At 60.5% G+C, this 22382-nt stretch carries 17 protein-coding genes; 13 read left to right on the top strand and 4 right to left on the bottom strand.

Annotated elements, in window-relative coordinates:
* The first annotated feature begins 26 nt into the window (after positions 1-26).
* The 8 genes from ehuB (at position 27) to doeB (ending at position 7347) form a co-directional block, all read left to right on the top strand.
* The gene (gene ehuB, locus HGP13_RS31620; RefSeq protein ID WP_172233375.1) at positions 27-878 is read left to right on the top strand and encodes an ectoine/hydroxyectoine ABC transporter substrate-binding protein EhuB; all 852 of its coding nucleotides are present in this window, start codon (positions 27-29) and stop codon (positions 876-878) included.
* Positions 879-1050: 172 nt separating this feature from the next.
* Positions 1051-1710 (top strand): ectoine/hydroxyectoine ABC transporter permease subunit EhuC, encoded by a 660-nt coding sequence (gene ehuC / locus HGP13_RS31615; RefSeq protein ID WP_172233372.1) that lies wholly within the window; start codon positions 1051-1053, stop codon positions 1708-1710.
* Positions 1710-2369, top strand: a complete 660-nt coding sequence (gene ehuD, locus HGP13_RS31610) for an ectoine/hydroxyectoine ABC transporter permease subunit EhuD (RefSeq protein ID WP_027033945.1) — start codon at positions 1710-1712, stop codon at positions 2367-2369. Before ehuC ends, ehuD begins: the two co-directional genes overlap by 1 nt.
* Positions 2370-2372: 3 nt before the next feature.
* Positions 2373-3152: an ectoine utilization protein EutA gene (gene eutA / locus HGP13_RS31605; protein ID WP_172233369.1), complete on the top strand. Its 780-nt coding sequence runs from the start codon at positions 2373-2375 to the stop codon at positions 3150-3152.
* A gap of 5 nt (positions 3153-3157) precedes the next feature.
* The gene (gene eutB / locus HGP13_RS31600) at positions 3158-4144 is read left to right on the top strand and encodes a hydroxyectoine utilization dehydratase EutB (RefSeq protein WP_172233366.1); all 987 of its coding nucleotides are present in this window, start codon (positions 3158-3160) and stop codon (positions 4142-4144) included.
* The gene (eutC, locus tag HGP13_RS31595; protein WP_172233362.1) at positions 4141-5133 is read left to right on the top strand and encodes an ectoine utilization protein EutC; all 993 of its coding nucleotides are present in this window, start codon (positions 4141-4143) and stop codon (positions 5131-5133) included. The genes eutB and eutC overlap by 4 nt, the downstream gene beginning before the upstream one ends.
* A 37-nt stretch (positions 5134-5170) precedes the next feature.
* Positions 5171-6349, top strand: a complete 1179-nt coding sequence (gene doeA / locus HGP13_RS31590; RefSeq protein ID WP_172233359.1) for an ectoine hydrolase DoeA — start codon at positions 5171-5173, stop codon at positions 6347-6349.
* A gap of 5 nt (positions 6350-6354) precedes the next feature.
* Entirely contained in the window at positions 6355-7347 is a 993-nt protein-coding gene (doeB, locus tag HGP13_RS31585) for a N(2)-acetyl-L-2,4-diaminobutanoate deacetylase DoeB (RefSeq protein WP_172233356.1), read from the top strand.
* Between the two features lie 220 nt (positions 7348-7567).
* Here the strand turns inward: doeB and HGP13_RS31580 are convergent, their stop codons facing one another.
* Positions 7568-9361 carry a PAS domain S-box protein gene (locus HGP13_RS31580; RefSeq protein ID WP_172233353.1) on the bottom strand — a complete coding sequence of 598 codons (1794 nt, stop codon included), beginning with the start codon at positions 9359-9361 and terminating at the stop codon, positions 7568-7570.
* Between the two features lie 100 nt (positions 9362-9461).
* Positions 9462-9797, bottom strand: coding sequence for a hypothetical protein (locus tag HGP13_RS38160; protein WP_246707184.1), 336 nt, complete (start codon positions 9795-9797; stop codon positions 9462-9464).
* A gap of 59 nt (positions 9798-9856) precedes the next feature.
* On the opposite strand from HGP13_RS38160, the gene HGP13_RS31570 reads away from it, so the two are divergent.
* From HGP13_RS31570 to HGP13_RS31555, 4 genes are all read left to right on the top strand, one after another.
* Positions 9857-11143, top strand: a complete 1287-nt coding sequence (locus tag HGP13_RS31570; protein ID WP_172233350.1) for an Nramp family divalent metal transporter — start codon at positions 9857-9859, stop codon at positions 11141-11143.
* A gap of 391 nt (positions 11144-11534) precedes the next feature.
* A protein-coding gene (locus HGP13_RS31565) for an IS630 family transposase (protein ID WP_172224417.1) occupies positions 11535-12604 on the top strand; the annotation gives its coding sequence in 2 pieces (ribosomal slippage) (positions 11535-12021 and positions 12021-12604; 1071 coding nt in all).
* A gap of 853 nt (positions 12605-13457) precedes the next feature.
* Positions 13458-13628 carry a hypothetical protein gene (locus tag HGP13_RS31560; RefSeq protein WP_172233347.1) on the top strand — a complete coding sequence of 57 codons (171 nt, stop codon included), beginning with the start codon at positions 13458-13460 and terminating at the stop codon, positions 13626-13628.
* Between the two features lie 562 nt (positions 13629-14190).
* Positions 14191-15021: a PRC-barrel domain-containing protein gene (locus tag HGP13_RS31555; RefSeq protein ID WP_348647110.1), complete on the top strand. Its 831-nt coding sequence runs from the start codon at positions 14191-14193 to the stop codon at positions 15019-15021.
* 489 nt (positions 15022-15510) lie between these two features.
* Here HGP13_RS31555 and HGP13_RS31550 read toward each other — a convergent pair whose 3' ends face one another.
* Together HGP13_RS31550 and HGP13_RS31545 are read right to left on the bottom strand one after the other, a co-directional pair.
* The gene (locus HGP13_RS31550) at positions 15511-15942 is read right to left on the bottom strand and encodes a hypothetical protein (RefSeq protein WP_172233344.1); all 432 of its coding nucleotides are present in this window, start codon (positions 15940-15942) and stop codon (positions 15511-15513) included.
* Between the two features lie 217 nt (positions 15943-16159).
* A complete protein-coding gene (locus tag HGP13_RS31545) occupies positions 16160-16324 on the bottom strand; it encodes a hypothetical protein (protein ID WP_246707183.1) in 165 nt (54 codons plus the stop codon).
* A 347-nt stretch (positions 16325-16671) separates the two neighbouring features.
* Between HGP13_RS31545 and HGP13_RS31540 the strand changes: the two genes are divergently transcribed.
* Positions 16672-22377 (top strand): HAMP domain-containing protein, encoded by a 5706-nt coding sequence (locus tag HGP13_RS31540; protein WP_172234934.1) that lies wholly within the window; start codon positions 16672-16674, stop codon positions 22375-22377.
* The last annotated feature ends 5 nt before the right edge of the window (positions 22378-22382 follow it).

Genomic DNA, 22382 nt, shown 5'->3' with positions numbered 1-22382 from the left:
AGAGAAGAAACAAGGAGTTGGGAACAATGAAGAAACTTGGCATTCTGGCCGGCGTCGCCGGTCTTGCACTGACTGCGGTGCTCGCAACCTCAAGCATCGGTTCGGCTGCCGACAAAAAACTCGAACAGCTAAAGACCCAAGGTTTCGCCCGTGTCGCCATCGCCAACGAGCCGCCCTATACGGCCGTCGCCGCCGACGGCAAGGTTTCCGGCGCGGCGCCCGACGTAGCGCGCGAGATCTTCAAACGCCTCGGCGTTGGCGACATCGTCGCCTCGATCTCGGAATATGGCGCCATGATCCCCGGCCTGAAGGCCGGACGCTTTGATGTCGTCACCGCCGGCCTGTTCATGAAGCCGGAGCGCTGCGCCGCAGTCGCCTATTCCGAGCCGGTGCTGTGCGACGCCGAGGCGATGCTGGTGAAGAAAGGCAATCCGAAAGGCTTCAAGAGCTACGAAGACGTTGCCAAGGACACGACAGCCACGATCGGCGCGCCGGGCGGCGGCACCGAGGAGAAGCTGGCGCTCAATGCCGGCGTCCCGCGCGAGCGTGTCATCGTCGTGCCGGATGGCCAGAGCGGCCTGAAGATGGTGCAGGACGGCCGCATCGACGCCTATTCGCTACCCGTCCTGTCGATCAATGATCTGATGAAGAAGGCCAATGATCCGACCCTCGAGGTCATCGCGCCGGTGCAGGGCGCCCCGGTCTATTGCGACGGCGCCGCCTTCAAGAAGGGCGACGAGGCGCTGCGCGATGCCTTCGACGTCGAGCTGGCCAAGATGAAGAAATCCGGCGAGTTCGCCAAGATCATCGAGCCCTACGGCTTCTCGGCGGCTGCCGCCATGTCGACGACGCGCGACAAGCTCTGCTCGGCGAAGTAGCGGCCTCTTTTACCTTCTCCCCGTTCACGGGGAGAAGGTGTCACGAAGTGACGCGGATGAGGGGCGGCACCGTACTTTCGTAGGTTCGCGCTGCCCCTCGTCTGCCTGCCGGTATCTTCTCCCCGTAAACGGCGAGAAAGGACCAAGATCAAACATTGGAACCTCTAATCGAATGACCCAGTGGTCCGGCTATCTCGGCCTGATATTGCAGGGAGCGCTTGTCACCATCGAGCTGACGCTGATGGGGTCGGTGCTTGCCCTGGTCATGGCCTTTCTTGCCGGTATGGGGCGGCTGTCGCGCTTCTTCGCGGTGAGGGCGCTCGCCACCGCCTATATCGAATTCTTCCGCGGCACATCGATCTTCGTGCAGCTGTTCTTCGCCTATTTCGTGCTGCCGCTGATTGGCCTCGAACTGACCCCGCTGCAAGCAGGCGTGCTGGCGCTGGGCCTCAATGTCGGCGCCTATGCAGCCGAGGTGGTGCGCGGCGCCGTGCAATCGATTGGCCGTGAACAGCACGAAGCCTGCATCGCGCTCAATCTCGGCCGCTGGCAAGGCATGCGTCACGTTATCCTGCCGCAGGCCTTCCTGGTGATGCTGCCAACCTTCGGCAACAATGCCATCGAACTGCTCAAGGCCACATCGGTTGTCTCTTTGATTTCGCTCGCCGACCTGACCTTCCAGGCGCAGGTGGTGCGCGCCCAGACCGGGAACACCATGGTGCCCTTCACCACAATCCTGATCATCTATTTCATCCTGGCACTGCTGATCTCATGGGGCGTGCGCTCGCTGGAACGCCGCATGGCGCGCGGCCTTGATGGGGTGCGCATCTGATGGAGTGGGACTGGGATTTCGTATGGCAGATCATGCCGACGCTGATCCAGGGGGTGAAGATCACCATCCTGGCGACGCTGCTCGGCTCGGTGCTGGCCGCGATCGTCGGGCTCGGCATCGCGTTGGCGCGCCGCTCGCCCAACAAAGCCCTGTCACGCACAGTCGGCTGGGCAGCCGAATTCATTCGCGGCACACCGCTTCTGGTGCAGCTCTATTTCATCTTCTACGTGCTGCCGGACATCGGCATCCTGCTGCCACCGCTGGTCGCCGGTGTCATCGGGCTTGGGCTGCATTACGGCACCTACACGGCGGAGGTCTATCGCGCCGGCATCGACAATGTGCCGCGTGGTCAGTGGGAAGCCGCGAAGGCTTGCAATCTCAGCGCACGACAGACCTGGACGCACATCATCATCCCGCAGGCCATTCCCCCGATGATCCCGGCGCTGGCCAACTACTTCATCGCCATGTTCAAGGAGACGCCGTTGCTGTCGGCGATCACCGTGCTGGAGCTGATGAACCAGGCGAAAAGCGTCGCCAACACCTACTATCGCTACATCGAGCCGATCACGCTGGTCGGCGCTTTCTTCCTCGTCATCAGTCTCTGTTCGGTCGTGCTGCTGCGCTGGCTGGAACGCCGCTACGGCAAGATCGAGAGGTAGCCGATGAAACCCTTGCCCGAAATCAAGGTCCACCCGAAACGGCCATCGCTCGATGATCGCCCGCTGGAGCGGCGCGTTGGCCTGATCATCCTTGCCACCGACCACACCAGCGAGCCGGACTTTCGCCGCATGGTCGCGAGCGAGCGCATCGGCGTCTATGTCGCGCGCATTGCCTATGCCAACCCCACGACCCCGGAAAATCTGCGCAAGATGCAGCCGGCGCTGACGGCGGGCGCGGCGCTGATCCTGCCCGACGAGAAGCTCGATGCCATCTGCTATTCCTGCACCTCGGCCTCGGTGGTGATCGGCGATGCCGAGATCGAGGCGGCGATCCAGGCGGCCAAGCCCGGCATTCCCGTGCTGACGCCACCGATGGCCGGTGTGCGCGGGTTGAAGGCGTTGGGCGCGAAGAAGATCAGTATCCTCACTCCTTATACGGTCGAAACCTCCAGGCCGATGGCGGCTTATTTCGCCGCGCGTGGTTTCGAGATAGCCAGCTTCACCTGCCTCGGTTTCGAGGACGACCGCGAGATGGCGCGCATTGCGCCGGCCGCGCTTGTCGATCTCGCGCGTGAGGCGACCGGTGCGAGTGCTGACGCATTGTTTGTATCCTGTACGGCGTTGCGCAGTGCGCTCGCGGTCAGCGGCATGGAACAGGCGATCGGTCGCCCGGTCGTGACCAGCAATCAGGCGACCGCCTGGAATTGCTTGCGGCTTTGCGGCGATGAGACAGTTCATCCGGAATTCGGCCGGCTGATGACGCTGCCTCTGCCGCGGGGTTGACGATCATGGCAACCGTTACTCTTGGCGATATCCGAGCCGCGCGTGAGCGCATTGCCGGCAAGGTTGAGCGCACGCCAACTGTCTTGTCGAGTAGCTTGTCGGAACGCCTCGCCGTCCCCGTCCATCTCAAGCTCGAACACCGTCAGACCACGGGCAGCTTCAAGCTGCGCGGCGCTTCGAATGCTATTGCTTCGCTGGGCGTGGAAGAAAAGGCACGCGGCGTCGTCGCCGCCTCGACCGGCAATCATGGTCGGGCGCTGGCGCATGCCGCGAAGCTCGAAGGCATGCGCGCGGTGATCTGCATGTCGCGCCTCGTGCCAGGCAACAAGCTCGACGAAATCCGCCGGCTCGGAGCCGAAGTCCGCATCGTCGGCAATAGCCAGGACGACGCGCAGGCAGAGGTCGAACGGCTCACGGCACAAGAAGGGTTGGTGATGCTGCCGCCCTTCGACCATCCCGCGATCATCGCCGGGCAAGGCGCGCTCGGGTTGGAGATGATCGAGCAGGTTCCGGATGCTGCTCTGGTCCTGGTGCAGCTCTCCGGTGGCGGGCTGGCCTCCGGCGTGGCTGCGGCCATCAAGGGTGTGAGCCCCGGCACAAAAATCATCGGCGTCTCGATGGCGCGCGGTGCGGCGATGAAGGCGAGCCTCGATGCCGGCCGACCGGTTCTGGTGGAAGAATTGCCGACGCTGGCGGATTCGCTCGGTGGCGGCATCGGCCTCGAGAACAGGCTGACCTTTGCAATGTGCCGCGATCTGCTCGACGATGTCATTCTGCTGAGCGAGGACGAGATCGCCACAGGCATCCGCCATGCCTATGCCCAAGAGCGCGAAATCGTCGAAGGCGCCGGCGCCGTTGGCATCGCCGCGCTGCTTGCCGGCAAGGTCAAGCCGACTGGGCCGGTGGTTGTCCTTTTCTCCGGCCGCAACATCGACATGAACGCACACCGCAAGATCATCTGCGGTGAGGCCATAGCGGAGCGCGCCGCATGAGCCGGATGACGATCCTCACCGAAGCTGAGCTGCGCAAGATCGTGACGCTCGATCTCGATGCCGTGGCCTGCGTCGAAAATGCTTTTCGCGCGCTCGCCACTTTGCCGGTCGCGATGCCGCCGATCCTGCGGCTCGACATCCCCGAGCATCGCGGCGAGGTCGATGTGAAGACCGCCTATGTGCCAGGGATTGACGGCTTCGCTATCAAGATCAGCCCCGGCTTTTTTGACAATCCCAGGCTCGGCCTGCCCAGCGTCAACGGTATGATGGTGCTGCTGTCGGCGAAGACCGGGCTGGTCGAGGCGCTGCTGCTCGACAATGGCTATCTCACCGATGTCCGCACGGCCGCGGCCGGCGCGGTCGCGGCCAGACATCTGTCGCGGCCGGATTCCGCTGTTGCAGCGATCTTCGGTGCCGGCATGCAGGCCGGATTTCAGCTCGAAGCCCTCATGCTGGTGCGGCCGATCACCGAGGCGCGTATCTGGGCGCGCGATGCCGCAAAGGCAGAGCTGACGGCCGGCGCTTTGCGTGAGAAGCTTGGCATCGCCGTACGCGCTGAAACCGATGCGGCGGAGGCGGTCGCCGGTGCCGACATCATCGTCACCACCACGCCGTCAACCGAACCGCTGATCAAGGCGGGCTTCGTCACCGCCGGCCAGCACATTACCGCCATGGGCTCAGACGCCGAGCACAAGAACGAGATCGCGCCGGCCATCCTGCGCATGGCTGATCTCTATGTCGCCGACAGTGCCCGCCAGACACGACGGCTGGGCGAACTCCACCATGCGATTGCCGCAGGGGTGATGGCTGCGGATGAGCAGGTCTCCGAACTCGGCCAGATCATCGCCGGCGCAAAACACGGCCGGCGTTCGGCCAGCGACATTACCATCGCCGATCTGACCGGCACCGGCGTGCAGGACACGGCGATTGCGACGCTCGCCCGCGACCGGGCTCGTGCCGCCAACGCCGGAACCATTTTTGAAAGCTGATGCTGGCCGCGAGGCCCAACAAACGAGGACCAACAAAATGCAGCCAAACCTGAAATTCTCGCGGCGCGAATTTTCCGAGCGCCTGGCCAAAACACGCAAGGCCATGGAAGCCAAGGGTGTCGATGTCTTGATCGTCAGCGATCCTTCCAACATGGCTTGGCTGACCGGCTATGACGGCTGGTCGTTCTACGTCCACCAGGCGGTCATCGTGCCGCCAACGGGCGAACCGGTCTGGTATGGCCGCGGCCAGGACGCCAACGGCGCCAAGCGCACCGCCTATCTCGCGCACGACAACATCGTCGGCTATGCCGACCACTACGTGCAGTCGACCGAGCGCCATCCGATGGATTTCTTGTCCAGCGTGCTTGCCGATCGCGGCTGGGGCAAGCTCACCATCGGCGTCGAAATGGACAATTACTGGTTCTCGGCCGCAGCCTTCACCTCGCTGAAGAAACACCTGCCCAACGCCCGCTTTGTCGATGCAACCGCCCTGGTCAACTGGCAGCGTGCCGTGAAGAGCCCGACCGAAATCGACTATATGCGCAAGGCCGCTCGTATCGTCGAAGCCATGCATCAGCGCATCGTCGACAAGATCGAAGTCGGCATGCGCAAGTGCGATCTCGTCGCCGAGATCTATGACGCCGGCACGCGCGGCGTCGATGGCATCGGCGGCGATTATCCGGCAATCGTGCCGTTGCTGCCGTCGGGCGTCGACGCTTCAGCGCCACATCTGACGTGGGACGACCAGCCGATGAAGTCAGGCGAGGGCACCTTCTTCGAGATCGCCGGCTGCTACAACAGGTACCATTGCCCGCTCTCGCGCACCGTCTTCCTCGGCAAGCCGACGCAGGAATTCCTCGATGCCGAGAAGGCAACGCTGGAAGGCATGGAGGCGGGGCTTGCGGCGGCAAAGCCCGGCAATGCCTGCGAGGACATCGCCAATGCTTTCTTTGCTGTCTTGAAGAAATTCGGCATCGTCAAGGACAACCGCACCGGCTATTCGATCGGCCTGTCCTATCCGCCGGACTGGGGCGAGCGCACGATGAGCCTGCGTCCCGGCGACCGCACCGAACTCAAGCCCGGCATGACCTTCCATTTCATGACCGGCCTGTGGCTGGAGACGATGGGACTGGAGATCACGGAGTCCATCCTGATCACCGAAACCGGTGTAGAGTGCCTGGCCAATGTGCCGCGTAAACTGGTGGTGAAGAATTGAACCCGGTGTCCAGCCTCCGCCCGTCGCCGATCGCGCCGACCGTCGATTTCGATCGTGATGGCGTCCAGCACGGCTTCCTGCGCCTGCCCCACAGCCGCAACGACTCCGCCTGGGGCTCGGTGATGATCCCGATCTGTGTCATCCGCAACGGCAACGGACAGACGGCGCTGCTTTCCGGCGGCAACCATGGCGACGAGTATGAGGGCCCACTGGCGCTCTACGATCTTGCCCGCACGCTCGACCCAAAGGACGTCAGCGGCACTGTAATCATCGTGCCGGCGATGAACTATCCGGCGTTCCGCGCCGGCACGCGCACCTCGCCGATCGACAAGGGCAACATGAACCGCAGCTTTCCGGGCCGTCCCGACGGCACCGTGACCGAAAAGATCGCCGATTATTTCCAGCGTGAATTGCTGCCCCGCGCCGACATCGTCTTCGACTTTCACTCCGGCGGGAAGACGCTGGACTTCGTGCCGTTCTGCGCCGCCCACACTTTGCCCGACAAGGTACAGGAGCAGAAAGCCTTTGATGCGGTCGCGGCCTTCTCGGCACCGTTCTCGATGCGCATGATCGAGATTGACTCCGTCGGCATGTACGATACGGCGGCGGAGGAAATGGGCAAAGTCTTCGTCAGCACCGAGCTTGGCGGCGGCGGCACCTCGCGTGCACAAACGGTCCGGATCGCGCGGCGCGGCATCCTCAATGTGCTGCGTCATTCCGGTATAGTTGAGGGCGCTGTCGAGACGGGCACGACCCAATGGCTCGACATGCCGTCGGGCGATTGCTTCTCCTTCGCCGAGGATGACGGGATTATCGAAACCATGGTCGATCTCGGCGAGCCTGTCGAAGATGGGGCGGTGCTGGCGCGCATCCACTCTACCGGCCGCACCGGCATCGCTCCGCAGGAAATCAAGGCGAAAATGTCCGGCATGCTGGCGGCACGGCACTTTCCGGGGCTGATTAAGGCCGGTGACTGCGTCTCGGTTATTGCGCGTTGATCCCTTCAGATAATGCCCCAAATTTGGCATGAAAATTGACGAGTCCGCTTCGGTTCGCGGCGGCGTGTCGGGTTATCTGCGTCGGCGCTCTACAAGCGACCGTCTGCTTTGCGTGAAGATCCTATGGGGATGGAAGGCGACCAGCGCTCTGCCAGAGTGAAGTCGCCAGACATCAATTGAGGTCTGCATGCAAGCCCGTCGGCCAAGCTACCTGGCGCTTCTAGGTCTGATTTGCAACAGAACCGTCCACGCCGGCCAACGGCGCTTCCAGGCTCCATGTGACCCCATGCGGGCCATATTCAAGATGTCCCTGCCCACCAACGGCCGCGGGTGCAACCCGTTGCAGGACCACGGTCCCAAAGCCGCCCTCTCCGATAGTTTGGACCTGCGGCCCATCCGTTTCAGACCAGGTAAGGCGAAAGAGCCGCGATGCTCCGGAACCGGTGATGGTCCAAGTGACTGAAATCTGCCCGTCATCGCCTGAGAGGACGCCATATTTCGCCGAGTTGGTCGCGAGTTCGTGGAAGGCAATCCCAAGATACTGGACCGCATTGGGACTAAGCACCAAGGAGGGGCCCGACGTACCGATAACATCGCCCCGTGGGAACGGCTGAACCTGGGCCGCCAAAAGGTCGCTGATCGTGGCTCCCTTCCAGTCGGCCGACACAAGGAGGTCGTGGGATCGCGAAAGCGCCATGATGCGCTCGCGCACCTGCGTTTCAAACTGCTTCGGCGTCTCCGACCGCTTGTTGGTCTCCCGGATCATCGAAAGGATGACCGAGTATTGGTTCTTCACCCGATGATTGACCTCGCGCATGAGCATGCGGATGCATTGCTCGTTTTCCCTTGCCGATGTGATGTCTCGCGCAATCTTTGATGCGCCGACGATCTGCCCTGTTGCGTTACGCACAGGCGATATCGTCAACGAAACTGGAACCAGGCTGCTGTCCTTGCGCCGACGAACAGTTTCGAGCGTTTCGACTCGCTCACCGCGGCGAATGCGTTCAAGAATGCGGGGTTCTTCGTCCTGATGGTCATCAGGGATCAACATCGTCACCGACTTGCCGATCGCTTCTTCGGCGGTGTAGCCGAAGAGACGTTCCGCGGCGTGATTCCAGCTCTTGATGATGGCGTTGAGATCCTTGCTGACGATTGCGTCGAAAGAGGATTCTACAATCGCTGATAGATGCTGGCTGGCCTCCTCGGCACGCTGGCGATCCGTCAAGTCGAGCAGCATGTTCACGGCACCCATGAGATTGCCGTGCTCATCCAGCAGCGGCGTGGGGTGGGGGAGGAGCGGGAAGAAGGATCCGTCCGGACGTTGCGCAATAGCTTGCTTGTTGCGGACGGGCCGGTTTTCCTTGAGCGCAATGGCCATAGGGCACTCGTCATGCGGAAGTTCCTTGCGGTCGGCCGTGAACAGCTTGAACGTCACGCACCATTTGTCCTTTCCGACGATAGGTTCCCGCCCAGCCAGATCGGCGGCAGCGCGATTGTAATAGGTAATGGTGCCATCCTGGTCAGTCGTGTAGATGGCGACCGGAAGGCCATCGAGAATCTGATGATAGGTGCTGTCTTGCCGCCTAAGCTTCGTGCGCGTCCGCTCAAGATCGCTGACATCGACTGTGAAGCATCTCGTGTTGATCAGCTTCCCATCCTTGAAATGGCCGCTCGACGTGATTTCAACATGCTTGATCGATCCGTCCCCGGCCCTCAGTCGTGCCGGATATCGCGCGATCTTTTCGCCCCGGCTGAGCCGGCTTAAAATGTCATCGATCATGTCCCGGTCGGGATAGAAGTCGGCGATGTGGCGACCGACATAATCCTCCGCAGCATAGCCAAGCAGATCCAACTCGGCCTTGTTTGCATGCAGGATAACGCCATCGGCACTTACTAGATGGAGGGCGACGGACCCGTTCTCGAAAAAATCCTGATAATCGAAATCGAGGTTATCCTCTGCGGACATTCCCGGGTTATTGAAGGCGACAACGTTCGCCTGCGGTAATTCATTCATTCGGGGATCCCCGATAAAGTAAAACATACCATAACGCAGCCCTTAGCCGTTCGTTCCAGGATTATCGCGTTCACATAGATGGTGAGATTCCCCGTCCTTCCTAGGGCGGACGGCGACGAAGCAGCTGCCGGGCCTCGCGGAGGAGGGAATTGCGATCCGTGCCAATCAGCCGGATGAGTTCGCGAGCCTCCTCTTCCGAGATTCCGGTCTCTTTTGCAACCGATTGCGCCAGCACGTCGAGCGCCTGCGGGCCGGCATGGTCTTCGCTATCGTGAGCCATGGCGATGGTTCCTACCACACAGGCAAGAACCTTCGAGTCCGTGAGTTGTTCCTCGACAGCACCGCCAGGCGTCAGTCTCGACATTCGATGCCGGCGAAACGATGGAAGGGCGCAGCCTGCATCAGCTCCTGGCAAACGCACGATAATCTTCAGCATGACGGAGCTTTTGCCGGGGCTGCAAGTTACCTCGCTCGGAGCAGAGGGAGGCTGTGAGAATGCAAAAGAATGATCCGGTTGTTGGCCCGTCAAAGCCGAGGCTTCTTGGCCTCCTTGGACCTGGCCTGATTACGGGAGCGTCCGACGACGATCCCAGCGGCATTGCCACCTATTCCCAGGCCGGTGCACAGTTTGGCTTCGGCCTGACATGGACGCTGCTGTTTAGTTATCCGCTAATGTCAGTGGTGCAGGAGATCAGCGCCCGGATCGGTCGCACCACCGGCCACGGAATCGCGGGGAACATGCGCCGGTATTATCCGAACTGGCTGCTGCAGTCCGTCGTCGTGTTGCTCCTCATCGCCAACATCATCAACATCGGCGCCGACCTGGGCGCCATGGGCGACGCCCTGAAACTGATCATTGGCGGACCGCATCTCGCCTATGTCATCATGTTCGGCGTTGTGTCCGTCGTCCTGCAGGTCTTCCTCAAATACAGCCGTTATGTCTCGGTGCTGAAATGGCTGACGCTGTCGCTCCTTGCGTATTTTGGCACGGTGCTGGTGGTGCATGTGCCGTGGGGTGAAGTCGCTCGGGGTCTGTTCATCCCGCAATTGACTGCCGACGCAGGCTTTTGGACGTCCGTGGTTGCGATCCTGGGCACCACCATCAGCCCCTACCTGTTCTTCTGGCAGGCGTCGCAGGAGGTTGAAGACCAGAAGGCGAAGCCGGAGCGGAAGCCGCTCAAGAAAGCGCCGGAGCAGGCCAAGAGCGCGATCGAGCGCATCCGGCTCGATACATATATAGGCATGGCGTTCTCTAATCTCGTGGCCTTGGCGATCATGATAACCGCCGGTGCGACGCTGCATGCCAGCGGGGCCACTGACATCCAATCGACCAGCCAGGCTGCGGAGGCGCTCAAGCCCGTGGCAGGCGCGTTCGCGTTCGGGATCTTTGCGGTGGGCGTGATCGGGACCGGCCTGCTGGCAATCCCGGTCCTCGCAGGATCTGCGGGGTATGCCATGGGAGAAGCGCGCAAATGGCCAACCGGCCTCGACCGGAAACCACTTGAGGCCAAAGCGTTCTATGTGACTATCGCGATCGCAACGCTTCTCGGCGCATGTCTGAACTTCACGCCTGTCAATCCGATCAAGGCCCTCTACTGGAGCGCGGTGGTCAACGGTGTGGTGGCCGTCCCGGTCATGGCGGTAATGATGCTGATGACGGCGCGCCGGGACATCATGGGCAAGGCGAAGGTGCCCTTGGGGATGAGGATCATCGGCTGGGTTGCGACGGCCGTCATGGCATTCGCTGCTCTTGTGATGATCGTCCAGCTTTTCTGGAAATAGAACGCGATAGAATTCCAAGGCGAAGGGAACCTGCCGCCCGGCCGCGGATTAATCCGCCGCCCAGGCCTTGGTCAGCAGTTCGCCGCTCAGCAGACCGGGCCTCGACATGGAATGGCGGATGCGGATACACGACCAAGGCAGCATCAGTTTTGCGCAGCCTTAAAATTCGAGACAGCCAGCATGAGGGGAGGTTGGTTCCCAACTCGAAATGATGCGCTAGGTCGAGAAGCAAGAGCATAAGCCGAAGCAGTGGTTTTGAGATCCTCTTGGGTTCCGAAGTCAATATGTCATCGGTCTTGCGGCCTAATACCAACGGTCTTGGCTGCTGACTCTTTTGTGATTTTGGCCGATTTGCGCGCCGTGATTCCCTATTGCCGAAGGAGATTCGGCGATGGGATCAGCGGTGAAGTTGCGGACGAACTTTTCGGCGGGGGAGCTTCGCCGTCTTGCCCGGAACTCAAAGGATGTGCGCCAGAGCAGCCGGCTGTTGTCGATCGCAGCGGTTCTGGACGGCATGAGCCGGGCCGATGCGGCCCGGATCGGCGGGATGGATCGCCAGACGCTACGCGACTGGGTGCATCGGTTCAACACGGCCGGCCCCGATGGTCTTGTGGACCAATGGGCGCCGGGACCAGCGTCCCGGCTGTCGCATGAGCAGCAGGCCGAACTGGCCGCGCTTGTGGAGAAGGGCCCGGATCGTGCCGTCGATGGCGTCGTTCGCTGGCGGCGGATCGACCTGAAGAAAGCCATCAAGGACCGCTTCGGCATTGATTATGACGCGCGCTATGTCGGGAAGCTGCTGCACAAGCTCGGCTTCTCCCACATGAGTGTGCGACCGCGTCATCCGGCGCAGGATGCCCATATCATCGAGGAATTCAAAAAAACTGGCCTCGCACGCTGAAGGCGCATCTTTGCGACTTGCCGCCGCGCACGAAGGTGGAGATCTGGTTCCAGGACGAAGCAAGGATCGGCCAGAAGAACGGGATTGTACGGCAGTGGGCCAGACGCGGCACGCGGCCGCGACAGCCGGCCGACCAGCGCTACAAGAGCGCCTACCTGTTCGGCGCCATCTGCCCAGCACGTGGTACCGGGGCGGCTCTCGCACTGCCGTTTGCCGATACCGAGGCCATGCAACTCCATATCAACGAGATCAGCCGCCATGTCGAAAAGGGCGCCCATGCCGTACTCGTCATGGATCGCGCCGGATGGCACACCACCGCAAACCTCAGCATACCGGACAACATCACCCCGATCTTCCTGCCGTCGCGCGCGCCGGAGCTGAACCCGGTCGAGAACGTCTGGCAGTATATGCGCCAGAACTGGCTCTCCAACCGTGTCTTCGACAGCTATGACGATATCATCGATGCGGCCTGCGACGCCTGGCAGAAACTCCTCGCAGATTCCGAGACCATCACATCAATCGGGATGCGCCAATGGGCCCATGTCGGTCAAACCCCATGACTCTTGGTATAACCCAACGGTTCATCATGTTTATATCCGAGTGAAATCTGCGAGTGCTAAACCTCGCTTGTTCGGCCTCACCACGTATGCCTGACGTTTGCCCCCTGTCGTGCGCTGGGTTCTTGGCGACAATTTCCAGCGCCCGTAACGGGTTCTGGCTGCCGACAGAACCAATTGACGGTCGTTCGCCGGGGAACCAAGCCCAAAAGCGCAAGTTTGAAACCAAGCAAATCATTTGAACCAGGCAGGAAAAGGGTGGCCACCTGCCCCGGCAAACCCAGATTCGACGATACGCCACAGGAGATTGAACGATGTTTGGATTGTTCTCGTTCCATGAGATCGCTGCAAGACGCGGCGACGGTCTGCTTCCAGAGTTCTTCGGCCTGCTTCTTGAGCAGCCTCTTCGTGAAAGGCTCAGGGTCGTTCGCGGTGGGCTAGTGGGCCCTGAGCAGCCGTCACCTACTTGCGCAAGTGACGTGAGCTGCCATCGCCTGAGAGAGACGGGTACGGGCTCCCAAGGGCAAAAGGCTCCTCGGACTAATCAGCGTTGAACGGATCAATTCCGAATGCTCGGGACTAGCAAATGGAATTGGTCTGCCGGCGCGGCAAAAAATGGCCAGCGCTCCGGTCAGCTTGGCGTAACTCGTGTCAACTTGGCGTAAGAAACCCGGCATGGGCCGTAGCGTGAAAGCCCTTGGGATCATCCCCCGCGCTCCTACACTACCTTGGCGTTAGATTGCGCTCAACTAAGACTTGCGTCCTGTCTTGCTATCGTGCAGCTCGAACCCCTTCGAAGACTAACCGAGTAAACCTCATGCGGCGCTCGCGTGGCTAGCAGGCAATTGACCTGCGATTGAGCGACGGAAAACAAACTGTCGAGAGCCTCCAGGCGCTGCGAGTAGCCGTCTTCGGCAAACTCTTTGCGGAGCGCCGTGACCTGCGTCCTGGCGCGGGAAAGCGTTGTCGTCCATCGGTCACCGCCGGGCTGATGTACACCGTCAATGGTTTCAACGATCCATGCTGAGGCGAAAGTCGATGTGGCCCGAAATGCGTATCTCCCCGCGTCATCGACTATCCCATCGTCGTCGTTGGTTAGCTCGGTACCATCATGAATATCAAAGAAATAGCGCGCCATTGCGTCAGGGCGCCGGCTTCGGTTTTTGAAACTACGCTTTTGTCTTCCGTTCTAGCCAAAGGCCGAGACGCCCCCAAGCCTTCCCCTCACGCCCAGGCTAAGGGCGTTTCAGTGGACCCTCGGATTGCCTAAAAACCACATTCCGAGGAGCGCGCAAAATGCCAAGACGAGTACGGCAGCGGCGACGAGTATCCCCTTACCGTTCTGCCACCGTGGCGAGGGCTCGCGCAACAATTTGCTCGGGGCGGCTGTTCGTTTATGGCCCACCAATTTCCGGCCGCGATTTAAGTTCCGCTAATGCTTTATGCGAAGCGATTGAGACAGAGTTTTGGTAAGTTCGATGAAACGAAGTCTGGAACCTAGATCAACAGATTCCGTTGTGGTGCATCGAGTTGCCGTCCTGTCTGGAAGACGGGGCAGGGCGGCCGACTACAACACAAGGATAACCACGATGAGCTACAAAAGTTTGGCTGCCGCCACCGCGTTTGCAACCCTCATTGCCTCAGGAGCCTATGCGGCGAATGCCGTGACAACGGCGCCTGCGGTCAACAGTGCTGCGACAACTGCTGCGGTCGCGCCCAATGGCAGCCTTGTGTCCAAAATCATAGGCGCTTCAGTTTACAACGGAACGGACGCCAATGCCCAGACGGTCGGCAAGGTCAATGACGTCCTTCTTGCGAGGGACGGCAAGGCGCAGTCCCTCATTATCGGTGTGGGTGGCTTTCTCGGCATCGGTGAAAAGGACGTCGCCTTCGACTTCAACAAGGCCCAGTGGGCCGAAAAGGACGGCAAGCGCTGGCTTGTGATCAACACCACCAAGGAAGATCTCCAGGCTCAGCCGAACTTCGATACCAAGGCTTATGATCCAACCATGGCTTCCAACACAGCCCCGGCCTCCACGACTGTGGTACCCGACTCAACCACCACCGCGGCCGTTGAAAAAACTGCTATGACCGCAGTCCCTATCGACAAGATCCGGGCCGAGGATCTCGTCGGCACGACCGTCTATGGCGCCAACGATGCCAAGGTTGGAAAGATCGGCGACGTGGTGCTAAAGGGTGACAAAAAAGTCGACGCGGTCCTGATTGACGTCGGCGGCTTCCTCGGCATGGGCACAAAGGAGGTGGCCGTTGGTATGGACAACCTGAAGTTCATGACGGACAAGTCCGGAAATAGGTACCTCTATACGAATTTTACAAAACAGCAGTTTAATACGCAGCCGGCCTACGACAAAGGCAGCTACGCCCAGGCGCGTGAGAAACAACGCATGGTCGCGAACTAAATCGCTGAATAGGACGACCGCGCCTTCCTGCGATCCGGTCCCTATCGACCGGGTCGCAGTGATCCTTGGGACAAGCGTACTAATTACCTTTCATCCCTCAGGTTTTGATGTCAGCAATGAAGCGCGCAAGTCCGCTCTCTGCAAGCGCTGGAATCATCCTTTTAGGGCCGTCTAAATTTGTCGCTCGTGCGATTTGATGATGGTCCAGAGCCTGGGTGAGCTACCCTGAATTCGAATTGCAACCGCTCCAAACACAACAGGGTAGAATTTGCCAAGCTGTGTTGGCATGATTGAACATTTGTGACTCCGAGTGCGCAGCAATCAGGGCGATCCAAAAGGCGGCTGCCGCCGTTGCGCCCTGCGCAACTGCCCATTTCGACGCTCGCGAAAGTGACTATCGCTTTTGGTTTTCCGCGAACTGGCCGCAAGCCGAACGAGCTCACGCCGGACCAAGGAATGCCCGTCTCGGAGGTCGCAGTCCTAGGTGATTCAGTGCCACATTCTCTCTCTGAGCCATTTAAGAAGCCTGTTCCCACCGGTTATTCGCCGGGCTCGAGCGGCAGCCCATTGCCCTCTCATCGTACTCCCGACATGGCAACTGCAGACGACGTCGTGCAACTCCCAGTCAGTCAGTTCGAAGAAGCGCTTTGCTTCCCCATAGGTGTCATCTTTCAGACCCAACGCACGCAGTACTGGATCCTCGAAAGCCACGGTGATTGGCGAGCCCTCACAGCGCACTGCGTCGCGGTCTTCTCTCTTCAGATGCTCGGTGCCAGTCAGGGCTCTCAAGCGTCGCTCGGGATGTTCTGCTAGCAGATCCGCCCAGCGCTCGATTCGTTGTTGCCTGGTCATGATCGGGAACGTTGCCAAGGGTTCCACTTCTGCGATTGTCTGGAGCTGGTGTAGGGTTTGGTGTTTCATGGTAGGCTCCTGTGGATCGAAGGTCCCTTCCCAACAAAAATTATCGCGGCCTAATGCGCCGACAAGACCGGCAGGAGGGTTTCTCGACGGAAAATCGCCGGGATCAGCTCCTTACTGAACTCGGTCAAGGCTCTCACTTTCAGGCCAGGTCAATGCCTGCCGTTGCCCGGTGCCCCACTTCGAGGAGGCGCCAGGGATCGAATGTTGGTCTCCGCAGTCAGTGTCCGAGTGTCTGACTCACTTCGAGGTGGAGAAAGCTGCGGACGAATTGCTGAGCTGCGTCATCGAACGCGTCGATGGCGTTGCCGTGGGCAACATCGACCAGGAAGGCGACGGCACGCTCGACTTTGTCGACCGCTTCTTCAACCTTGTCGAGACGCATCAGTACTCGATCATGGAGCAACCGCGCTGCGTGGTAAAGCAAGTCCCAGCACGTGGCGTTGCGTGTCTTTGCTTGGGAGCTGTCGTGGACACATACCGCCGGTCGGAGAGGCGCTGATGTCGATGCCGGGCTTAGCCTAAAAAAGCTTTCGATGCTTGAACGAGAAGCGCCACAAGAAGTTGGATGGCCGCGACTCCAGATGCGGATGACGACTCGAGAAGTGAGGTCGCGCGGCAATGGAACAAAATTGAAAATGAGACGTTTTGGGGATTGCGGCGGGATGTAGCATTTGGCCACGGGGGCAATTTTATCCAACATCATATCAATTAGGGAGGGGCGCTGTGACCGTGCAGGCATCCAAAACAAAGTTGGACCGTCGAAGCATCCTGAATTCCCTGAAAGCCTTCCGGCGCGGTGATTTTTCTGTCCGCATCGACAACGTTTACGAAGGTCTCGATTCCGAGATCGCAGAAACCTTCAATGAAATTGTCGACCTCAACGATCAGGTGACGCGAGAGTTTGAGCGGCTGAGCAGGGTCGTTGGCAAGGATGGGCGCATAGGCGAACGCGGCCGCGTTCGAAACGCCACTGGCAGTTGGGAGTCCAGCGTCCGGTCCGTCAACGATTTGATCGAAGACATGGTTCAGCCGACCGCTGAGGTAGCTCGCGTCATCGGCGCTGTCGCCAAGGGCGACTTGTCTCAAACCATGATGGTCGAAATCGACGGCCGACCGCTGCGCGGCGAGTTCCTGCGCATCGGCAAGATCGTCAACACTATGGTCGGCCAGTTGGCGTCCTTCGCCTCTGAAGTCACGCGCGTGGCGCGCGAAGTCGGCACCGAAGGCAAGCTCGGCGGCCAGGCGCGCGTGAAAGGCGTGGCCGGCACGTGGAAAGATTTGACCGACAACGTCAACGCCATGGCGACGAACCTGACCGGGCAGGTGCGCAACATAGCAGAGGTAACGACGGCCGTTGCCTCGGGCGATCTGTCGAAAAAGATTACGGTGGATGTGAAGGGCGAAATTCTCGAACTGAAAAACACCATCAACACGATGGTCGACCAGCTTAACTCTTTCGCTTCGGAAGTGACGCGCGTGGCGCGCGAAGTCGGCACCGAGGGCAAGCTCGGCGGCCAGGCGCGGGTCGAGGGTGTCGGTGGCACGTGGAAGGATCTGACCGACAATGTGAATTTGATGGCCGAGAACCTGACCGGCCAGGTGCGCAACATCGCCGAGGTGACCACAGCGGTGGCACTGGGCGACCTGTCGAAGAAGATTACGGTGGACGTGAAGGGCGAAATCCTCGAGCTAAAGTCCACAATCAACACGATGGTCGACCAGCTCAATTCATTCGCCGGCGAGGTGACGCGCGTGGCGCGCGAGGTTGGTACCGAAGGCAAGCTCGGCGGCCAGGCGCAGGTGCGCGGCGTTGCCGGAACCTGGAAGGATTTGACCGACAACGTCAACTCGATGGCGGAGAACCTTACGGGCCAGGTGCGCAACATTGCCGAGGTCACGACGGCGGTCGCTTCGGGCGACCTGTCGAAAAAGATCACGGTCGCGGTGCAAGGTGAAATCCTAGAGCTGAAGGACACCATCAACACGATGGTCGATCAGCTCAACTCTTTCGCTTCGGAAGTGACGCGCGTGGCGCGCGAGGTCGGCACCGAAGGCAAGCTCGGCGGCCAGGCCGAGGTCAAGGGCGTCGGCGGTACGTGGAAGGATTTGACCGACAACGTCAATCTGATGGCTGCCAATCTGACCGGCCAGGTGCGCAACATCGCCGAAGTGACGACGGCCGTGGCCCGTGGCGATCTGTCAAAGAAAATCACCGTCGACGTCAAAGGCGAAATCCTTGAGCTCAAGGACACGGTCAACACGATGGTCGACCAGTTGAATTCGTTCGCCTCGGAAGTCACGCGTGTCGCCCGCGAAGTAGGCTCAGAAGGCAAGCTCGGCGGACAGGCTCATGTCGAAGGCGTTGGCGGCACCTGGAAGGATTTGACCGACAACGTCAACGCCATGGCCGGCAATCTGACCGTGCAGTTGCGTGACGTGTCCAAGGTGGCGACCGCGATTGCGACCGGCGACTTGACGCAGAAGATCACGGTCGATGCTCTGGGCGAGATCTTGCAGATCAAGGACGTCATCAACACGATGGTGGACCAGCTCAATTCGTTCGCCTCGGAGGTGACGCGCGTGGCGCGTGAGGTCGGCTCCGACGGCAAGTTGGGCGGCCAGGCACAAGTTCGTGGCGTCGCCGGCACCTGGAAGGATTTGACCGACAACGTCAATGCCATGGCCGCCAACCTGACGGGGCAGGTGCGCAACATCGCGGAGGTGACCACGGCGGTGGCGCTCGGCGACCTATCGAAAAAGATCACCGTCGATGTCCGCGGCGAGATTCTGGAGTTGAAGGACACGATCAACACGATGGTGGACCAGCTCAATTCCTTCGCCTCTGAAGTGACACGCGTGGCGCGCGAGGTTGGCACCGAAGGCAAGCTTGGCGGCCAGGCGCAGGTGCGCGGCGTTGCCGGTACGTGGAAGGACCTGACCGACAATGTGAACTCCATGGCCGAGAACTTGACCGGTCAGGTGCGCAACATTGCCGAAGTGACGACCGCCGTGGCGCGCGGCGACCTGTCAAAGAAGATCACCGTCGACGTGAAGGGCGAAATTCTTGAGCTCAAGTCCACCATCAACACCATGGTGGACCAGCTCAACTCGTTCGCTGGCGAGGTGACGCGGGTGGCGCGCGAGGTTGGCACCGAGGGCAAGCTTGGCGGCCAGGCGCGTGTCGAAGGAGTCGCCGGCACCTGGAAGGACCTGACCGACAACGTCAACCTGATGGCGACGAACCTGACCAATCAGGTGCGTGGCATCGCCGACGTGGTGACAGCCGTCGCGCAAGGCAATCTCAAGCGCAAACTGACGGTCGACGCCAAGGGCGAAATCGCCTCACTGGCCGACACCATCAACGGCATGATCGAGACGCTCGCCACCTTTGCCGACCAGGTGACCAATGTTGCGCGTGAAGTCGGCATCGAAGGCAAGCTCGGCGGCCAGGCGCGTGTGCCCGGCGCCGCCGGCCTCTGGCGGGACCTCACCGACAACGTCAATCAGCTGGCCGCCAATCTAACCACCCAGGTGCGCGCCATTGCCGAGGTTTCGACAGCGGTGACGAAGGGCGATCTGACCCGCTCGATCAGCGTCGAGGCCTCCGGTGAAGTCGCGGCGCTCAAAGACAACATCAACGAAATGATCCGCAACCTGAAGGATCAGACGCTGAAGAATGCCGAGCAGGATTGGTTGAAGACCAATCTCGCACGGTTTTCGCGAATGCTGCAGGGCGAGCGTGACCTTGCCACGGTTTCGCGGCTGATCATGTCCGAGCTCGCTCCTTTGGTGAATGCTCAGTATGGGGTGTTCTACGTCACCAACCGGGACGAGGAGGAATCCTATCTCGAACTGGCGGCGTCCTACGGCGCCGAGAGCAAGGCCGCAATCAAGCAGCGCCTGGACCTGCGCGAGGGCCTGGTTGGGCAAAGTGCCGCCGACAAACGCGCCATCATGCTCGACAATGTGCCGCCGGAATTCCTGCGCGTCACGTCAGGTCTCGGCAGTGCCTCGCCGGCCAACGTCATCATCCTTCCCGCCTTGTTCGAGGATGAGGTCAAGGCGGTCATCGAACTGGCCTCGTTCGGCGAATTCCGTGACACGCACCAGTCGTTTCTCAACCAGCTGATGGAGTCCGTCGGCATCGTTCTAAACACCATCGCGGCAACGATGCGCACAGAGGGCCTTCTCAAGCAGTCGCAGTTGCTGACCTCGGAATTGCAAGCGCGTCAGACCGAACTGACCAAGAAGCAGGAAGAGCTGCATGCGACGAACGAGGAGTTGCAGGAGAAGGCGCAGCTGCTCGAAAACGAAAAGAAACAGGTGGAAAACAAGAACCTCGAAATCGAGATGGCACGGCGTGCCCTGGAGGAGAAAGCCGAGCAGCTGGCGCTTACGTCGAAGTACAAGTCCGAGTTCCTGGCCAATATGAGCCACGAATTGCGCACACCGCTCAACTCGCTGCTCATTCTCTCAAACCTGCTTGCCACCAACCAGCAGGGAAATCTCAATGAAAAGCAGGTCGAGTTCGCGCGCACCATCAACTCTGCCGGAACCGACCTTCTCAGCCTCATCAACGATATTCTCGACCTGTCGAAGATCGAGTCCGGCACCGTCTCCATTGATATCAACGATATGCCGGTGACGCATCTGCGGCAGCATATGGAGCGCACATTCCGCCAACTGGCCGCCGACAAGGGACTCGGCTTCACCATCAAGGTCGATCCCGCCCTTCCCGAGACGGTCCGGACGGACGAGAAGCGATTGCAGCAGATTGTCCTCAATCTGCTTTCGAATGCGTTCAAGTTTACCTCGGAGGGCGAGGTCAGCTTGAATTTCCGGGTCGAAAAGGCCAGCCGCCGCAACGGCTCAGGGCACGCCGTGAAGGCGTTGGCGATCGCGGTAACCGACACGGGCATCGGCATTCCAGAAGACAAGCAGAAACTGATCTTCGAGGCGTTCCAGCAGGCCGATGGCACCACCAGTCGAAAATACGGCGGCACCGGGCTTGGGCTCTCGATCAGCCGGGAGATAGCGCGCTTGCTTGGCGGCGAGCTGCGGGTCGAAAGTACGCCGGGCAAGGGCTCGACATTTACGCTGGTCATCCCGTTCGCCGGCCCCCGCGTGGCGGCCGCACAGTCGGCCCTGCCTACGCCGGCGGAGGCTGCGCCAGCATCGCTCGGCAATCCGCCTTCGGCAGAGCTGATCGACGACCGCGATACCATCGCGCCGACCGACCGGGTCGTGCTGATCGTCGAGGACGACCCGACTTTTGGCGGGCTGCTGCTTGGTCTCGCGCGCTCGGCGGGTCTCAAAGGCGTCTTGTCGAATGCGGGATCCGGCACCTTGGCCCTGGCTCGCAAACTCGTTCCCGACGCCATTACGCTTGATCTCGGGCTTTCGGATATTGATGGATGGGTACTTTTCGATCTGTTGCGCCATGATCAGAAGACCAAGGGAATTCCCGTCCACGTCATCTCGGGTGCCGAAGATATCGACAGTCTCGCCCGCAAGGGGGCGTCCAGCATCTCCACCAAGCCTGTTTCCTCTGATGAACTGATGAAGGTGTTTCAGGATATCCATTCAAAGAAGCTGCGCATTCAGCGGCGCGTTCTGGTCGCGGACCCGGACCCGGAGCGCCGGCTATCGCTCGTCGAAGCGATCCGCGACGGTGTGACCTCGGTCACTGCGGTCGGCCGTTTCGCGGCAAACGCCGACGACATCGGCATGGCTTCCTATGATGCCGTCGTGCTCGGCTTCGGGCGCTCTGCCAAGGACAACGCACAAGCACTAGACGAGGTCAATGCACAGTTCGGCGAAGCCTTGCCGCAGCTGTTGTTCTTTGCCCCACATCCAGATGCGCTTGATCAGGTATTGGCGTTGAACCCGGCGCTTGCGAATGCACCGCGGGCCGAAAATTTTGCACAGCTGGCGCTTCATATCTCGGCAGCGCTGCCGGGAGAAGGACGCGAGGAGGTCGCAACAGGAACCGAACAGACCGGCAAGTCCGATCTGGCGGGGGCGAAGGTTCTCATCGTCGATGACGACATCCGCAACATCTACTCGCTCACCAGTGTGCTGGAGACATACGATATCCAGGTTCTGCATGCCGAGCGCGGTCGCGACGGCATCGCCCTGCTGGAACAGACGCCCGATGTCGATGCGGCCTTGATCGATATCATGATGCCGGAGATGGACGGCTACGAGACGATGCGGCGCATTCGCGGCACGCCGGCGATCGCTCACATTCCGCTGATTTCGGTCACGGCTAAAGCGATGAAGGGCGACCGGCAGAAATGTCTGGACGCCGGTGCTTCCGATTACATCGCCAAGCCGGTCGATCTTGATCTGCTGCTGGCATTGCTTCGTGTCTGGATAGGTCGTTCCCGGTCACGCGTGGAGACCCCGGAAAGAATACTCATGGCAGTGAACTGACGGCC

The sequence above is a fragment of the Mesorhizobium sp. NZP2077 genome (genome assembly GCF_013170805.1).
Taxonomy (GTDB): domain Bacteria; phylum Pseudomonadota; class Alphaproteobacteria; order Rhizobiales; family Rhizobiaceae; genus Mesorhizobium.
This window is presented reverse-complemented; position numbering and strand designations above follow the sequence as displayed.

Bases quoted from the DNA above. Each gene is read 5' to 3' on its own strand.
- ehuB (WP_172233375.1), top strand. From the start codon at position 27: ATGAAGAAACTTGGCATTCTGGCCGGCGTCGCCGGTCTTGCACTGACT.
- ehuC (WP_172233372.1), top strand. From the start codon at position 1,051: ATGACCCAGTGGTCCGGCTATCTCGGCCTGATATTGCAGGGAGCGCTT.
- ehuD (WP_027033945.1), top strand. From the start codon at position 1,710: ATGGAGTGGGACTGGGATTTCGTATGGCAGATCATGCCGACGCTGATC.
- eutA (WP_172233369.1), top strand. From the start codon at position 2,373: ATGAAACCCTTGCCCGAAATCAAGGTCCACCCGAAACGGCCATCGCTC.
- eutB (WP_172233366.1), top strand. From the start codon at position 3,158: ATGGCAACCGTTACTCTTGGCGATATCCGAGCCGCGCGTGAGCGCATT.
- eutC (WP_172233362.1), top strand. From the start codon at position 4,141: ATGAGCCGGATGACGATCCTCACCGAAGCTGAGCTGCGCAAGATCGTG.
- doeA (WP_172233359.1), top strand. From the start codon at position 5,171: ATGCAGCCAAACCTGAAATTCTCGCGGCGCGAATTTTCCGAGCGCCTG.
- HGP13_RS31580 (WP_172233353.1), bottom strand. From the start codon at position 9,361: ATGAATGAATTACCGCAGGCGAACGTTGTCGCCTTCAATAACCCGGGA.
- HGP13_RS38160 (WP_246707184.1), bottom strand. From the start codon at position 9,797: ATGCTGAAGATTATCGTGCGTTTGCCAGGAGCTGATGCAGGCTGCGCC.
- HGP13_RS31570 (WP_172233350.1), top strand. From the start codon at position 9,857: ATGCAAAAGAATGATCCGGTTGTTGGCCCGTCAAAGCCGAGGCTTCTT.
- HGP13_RS31555 (WP_348647110.1), top strand. From the start codon at position 14,191: ATGAGCTACAAAAGTTTGGCTGCCGCCACCGCGTTTGCAACCCTCATT.
- HGP13_RS31550 (WP_172233344.1), bottom strand. From the start codon at position 15,942: ATGAAACACCAAACCCTACACCAGCTCCAGACAATCGCAGAAGTGGAA.
- HGP13_RS31545 (WP_246707183.1), bottom strand. From the start codon at position 16,324: ATGCGTCTCGACAAGGTTGAAGAAGCGGTCGACAAAGTCGAGCGTGCC.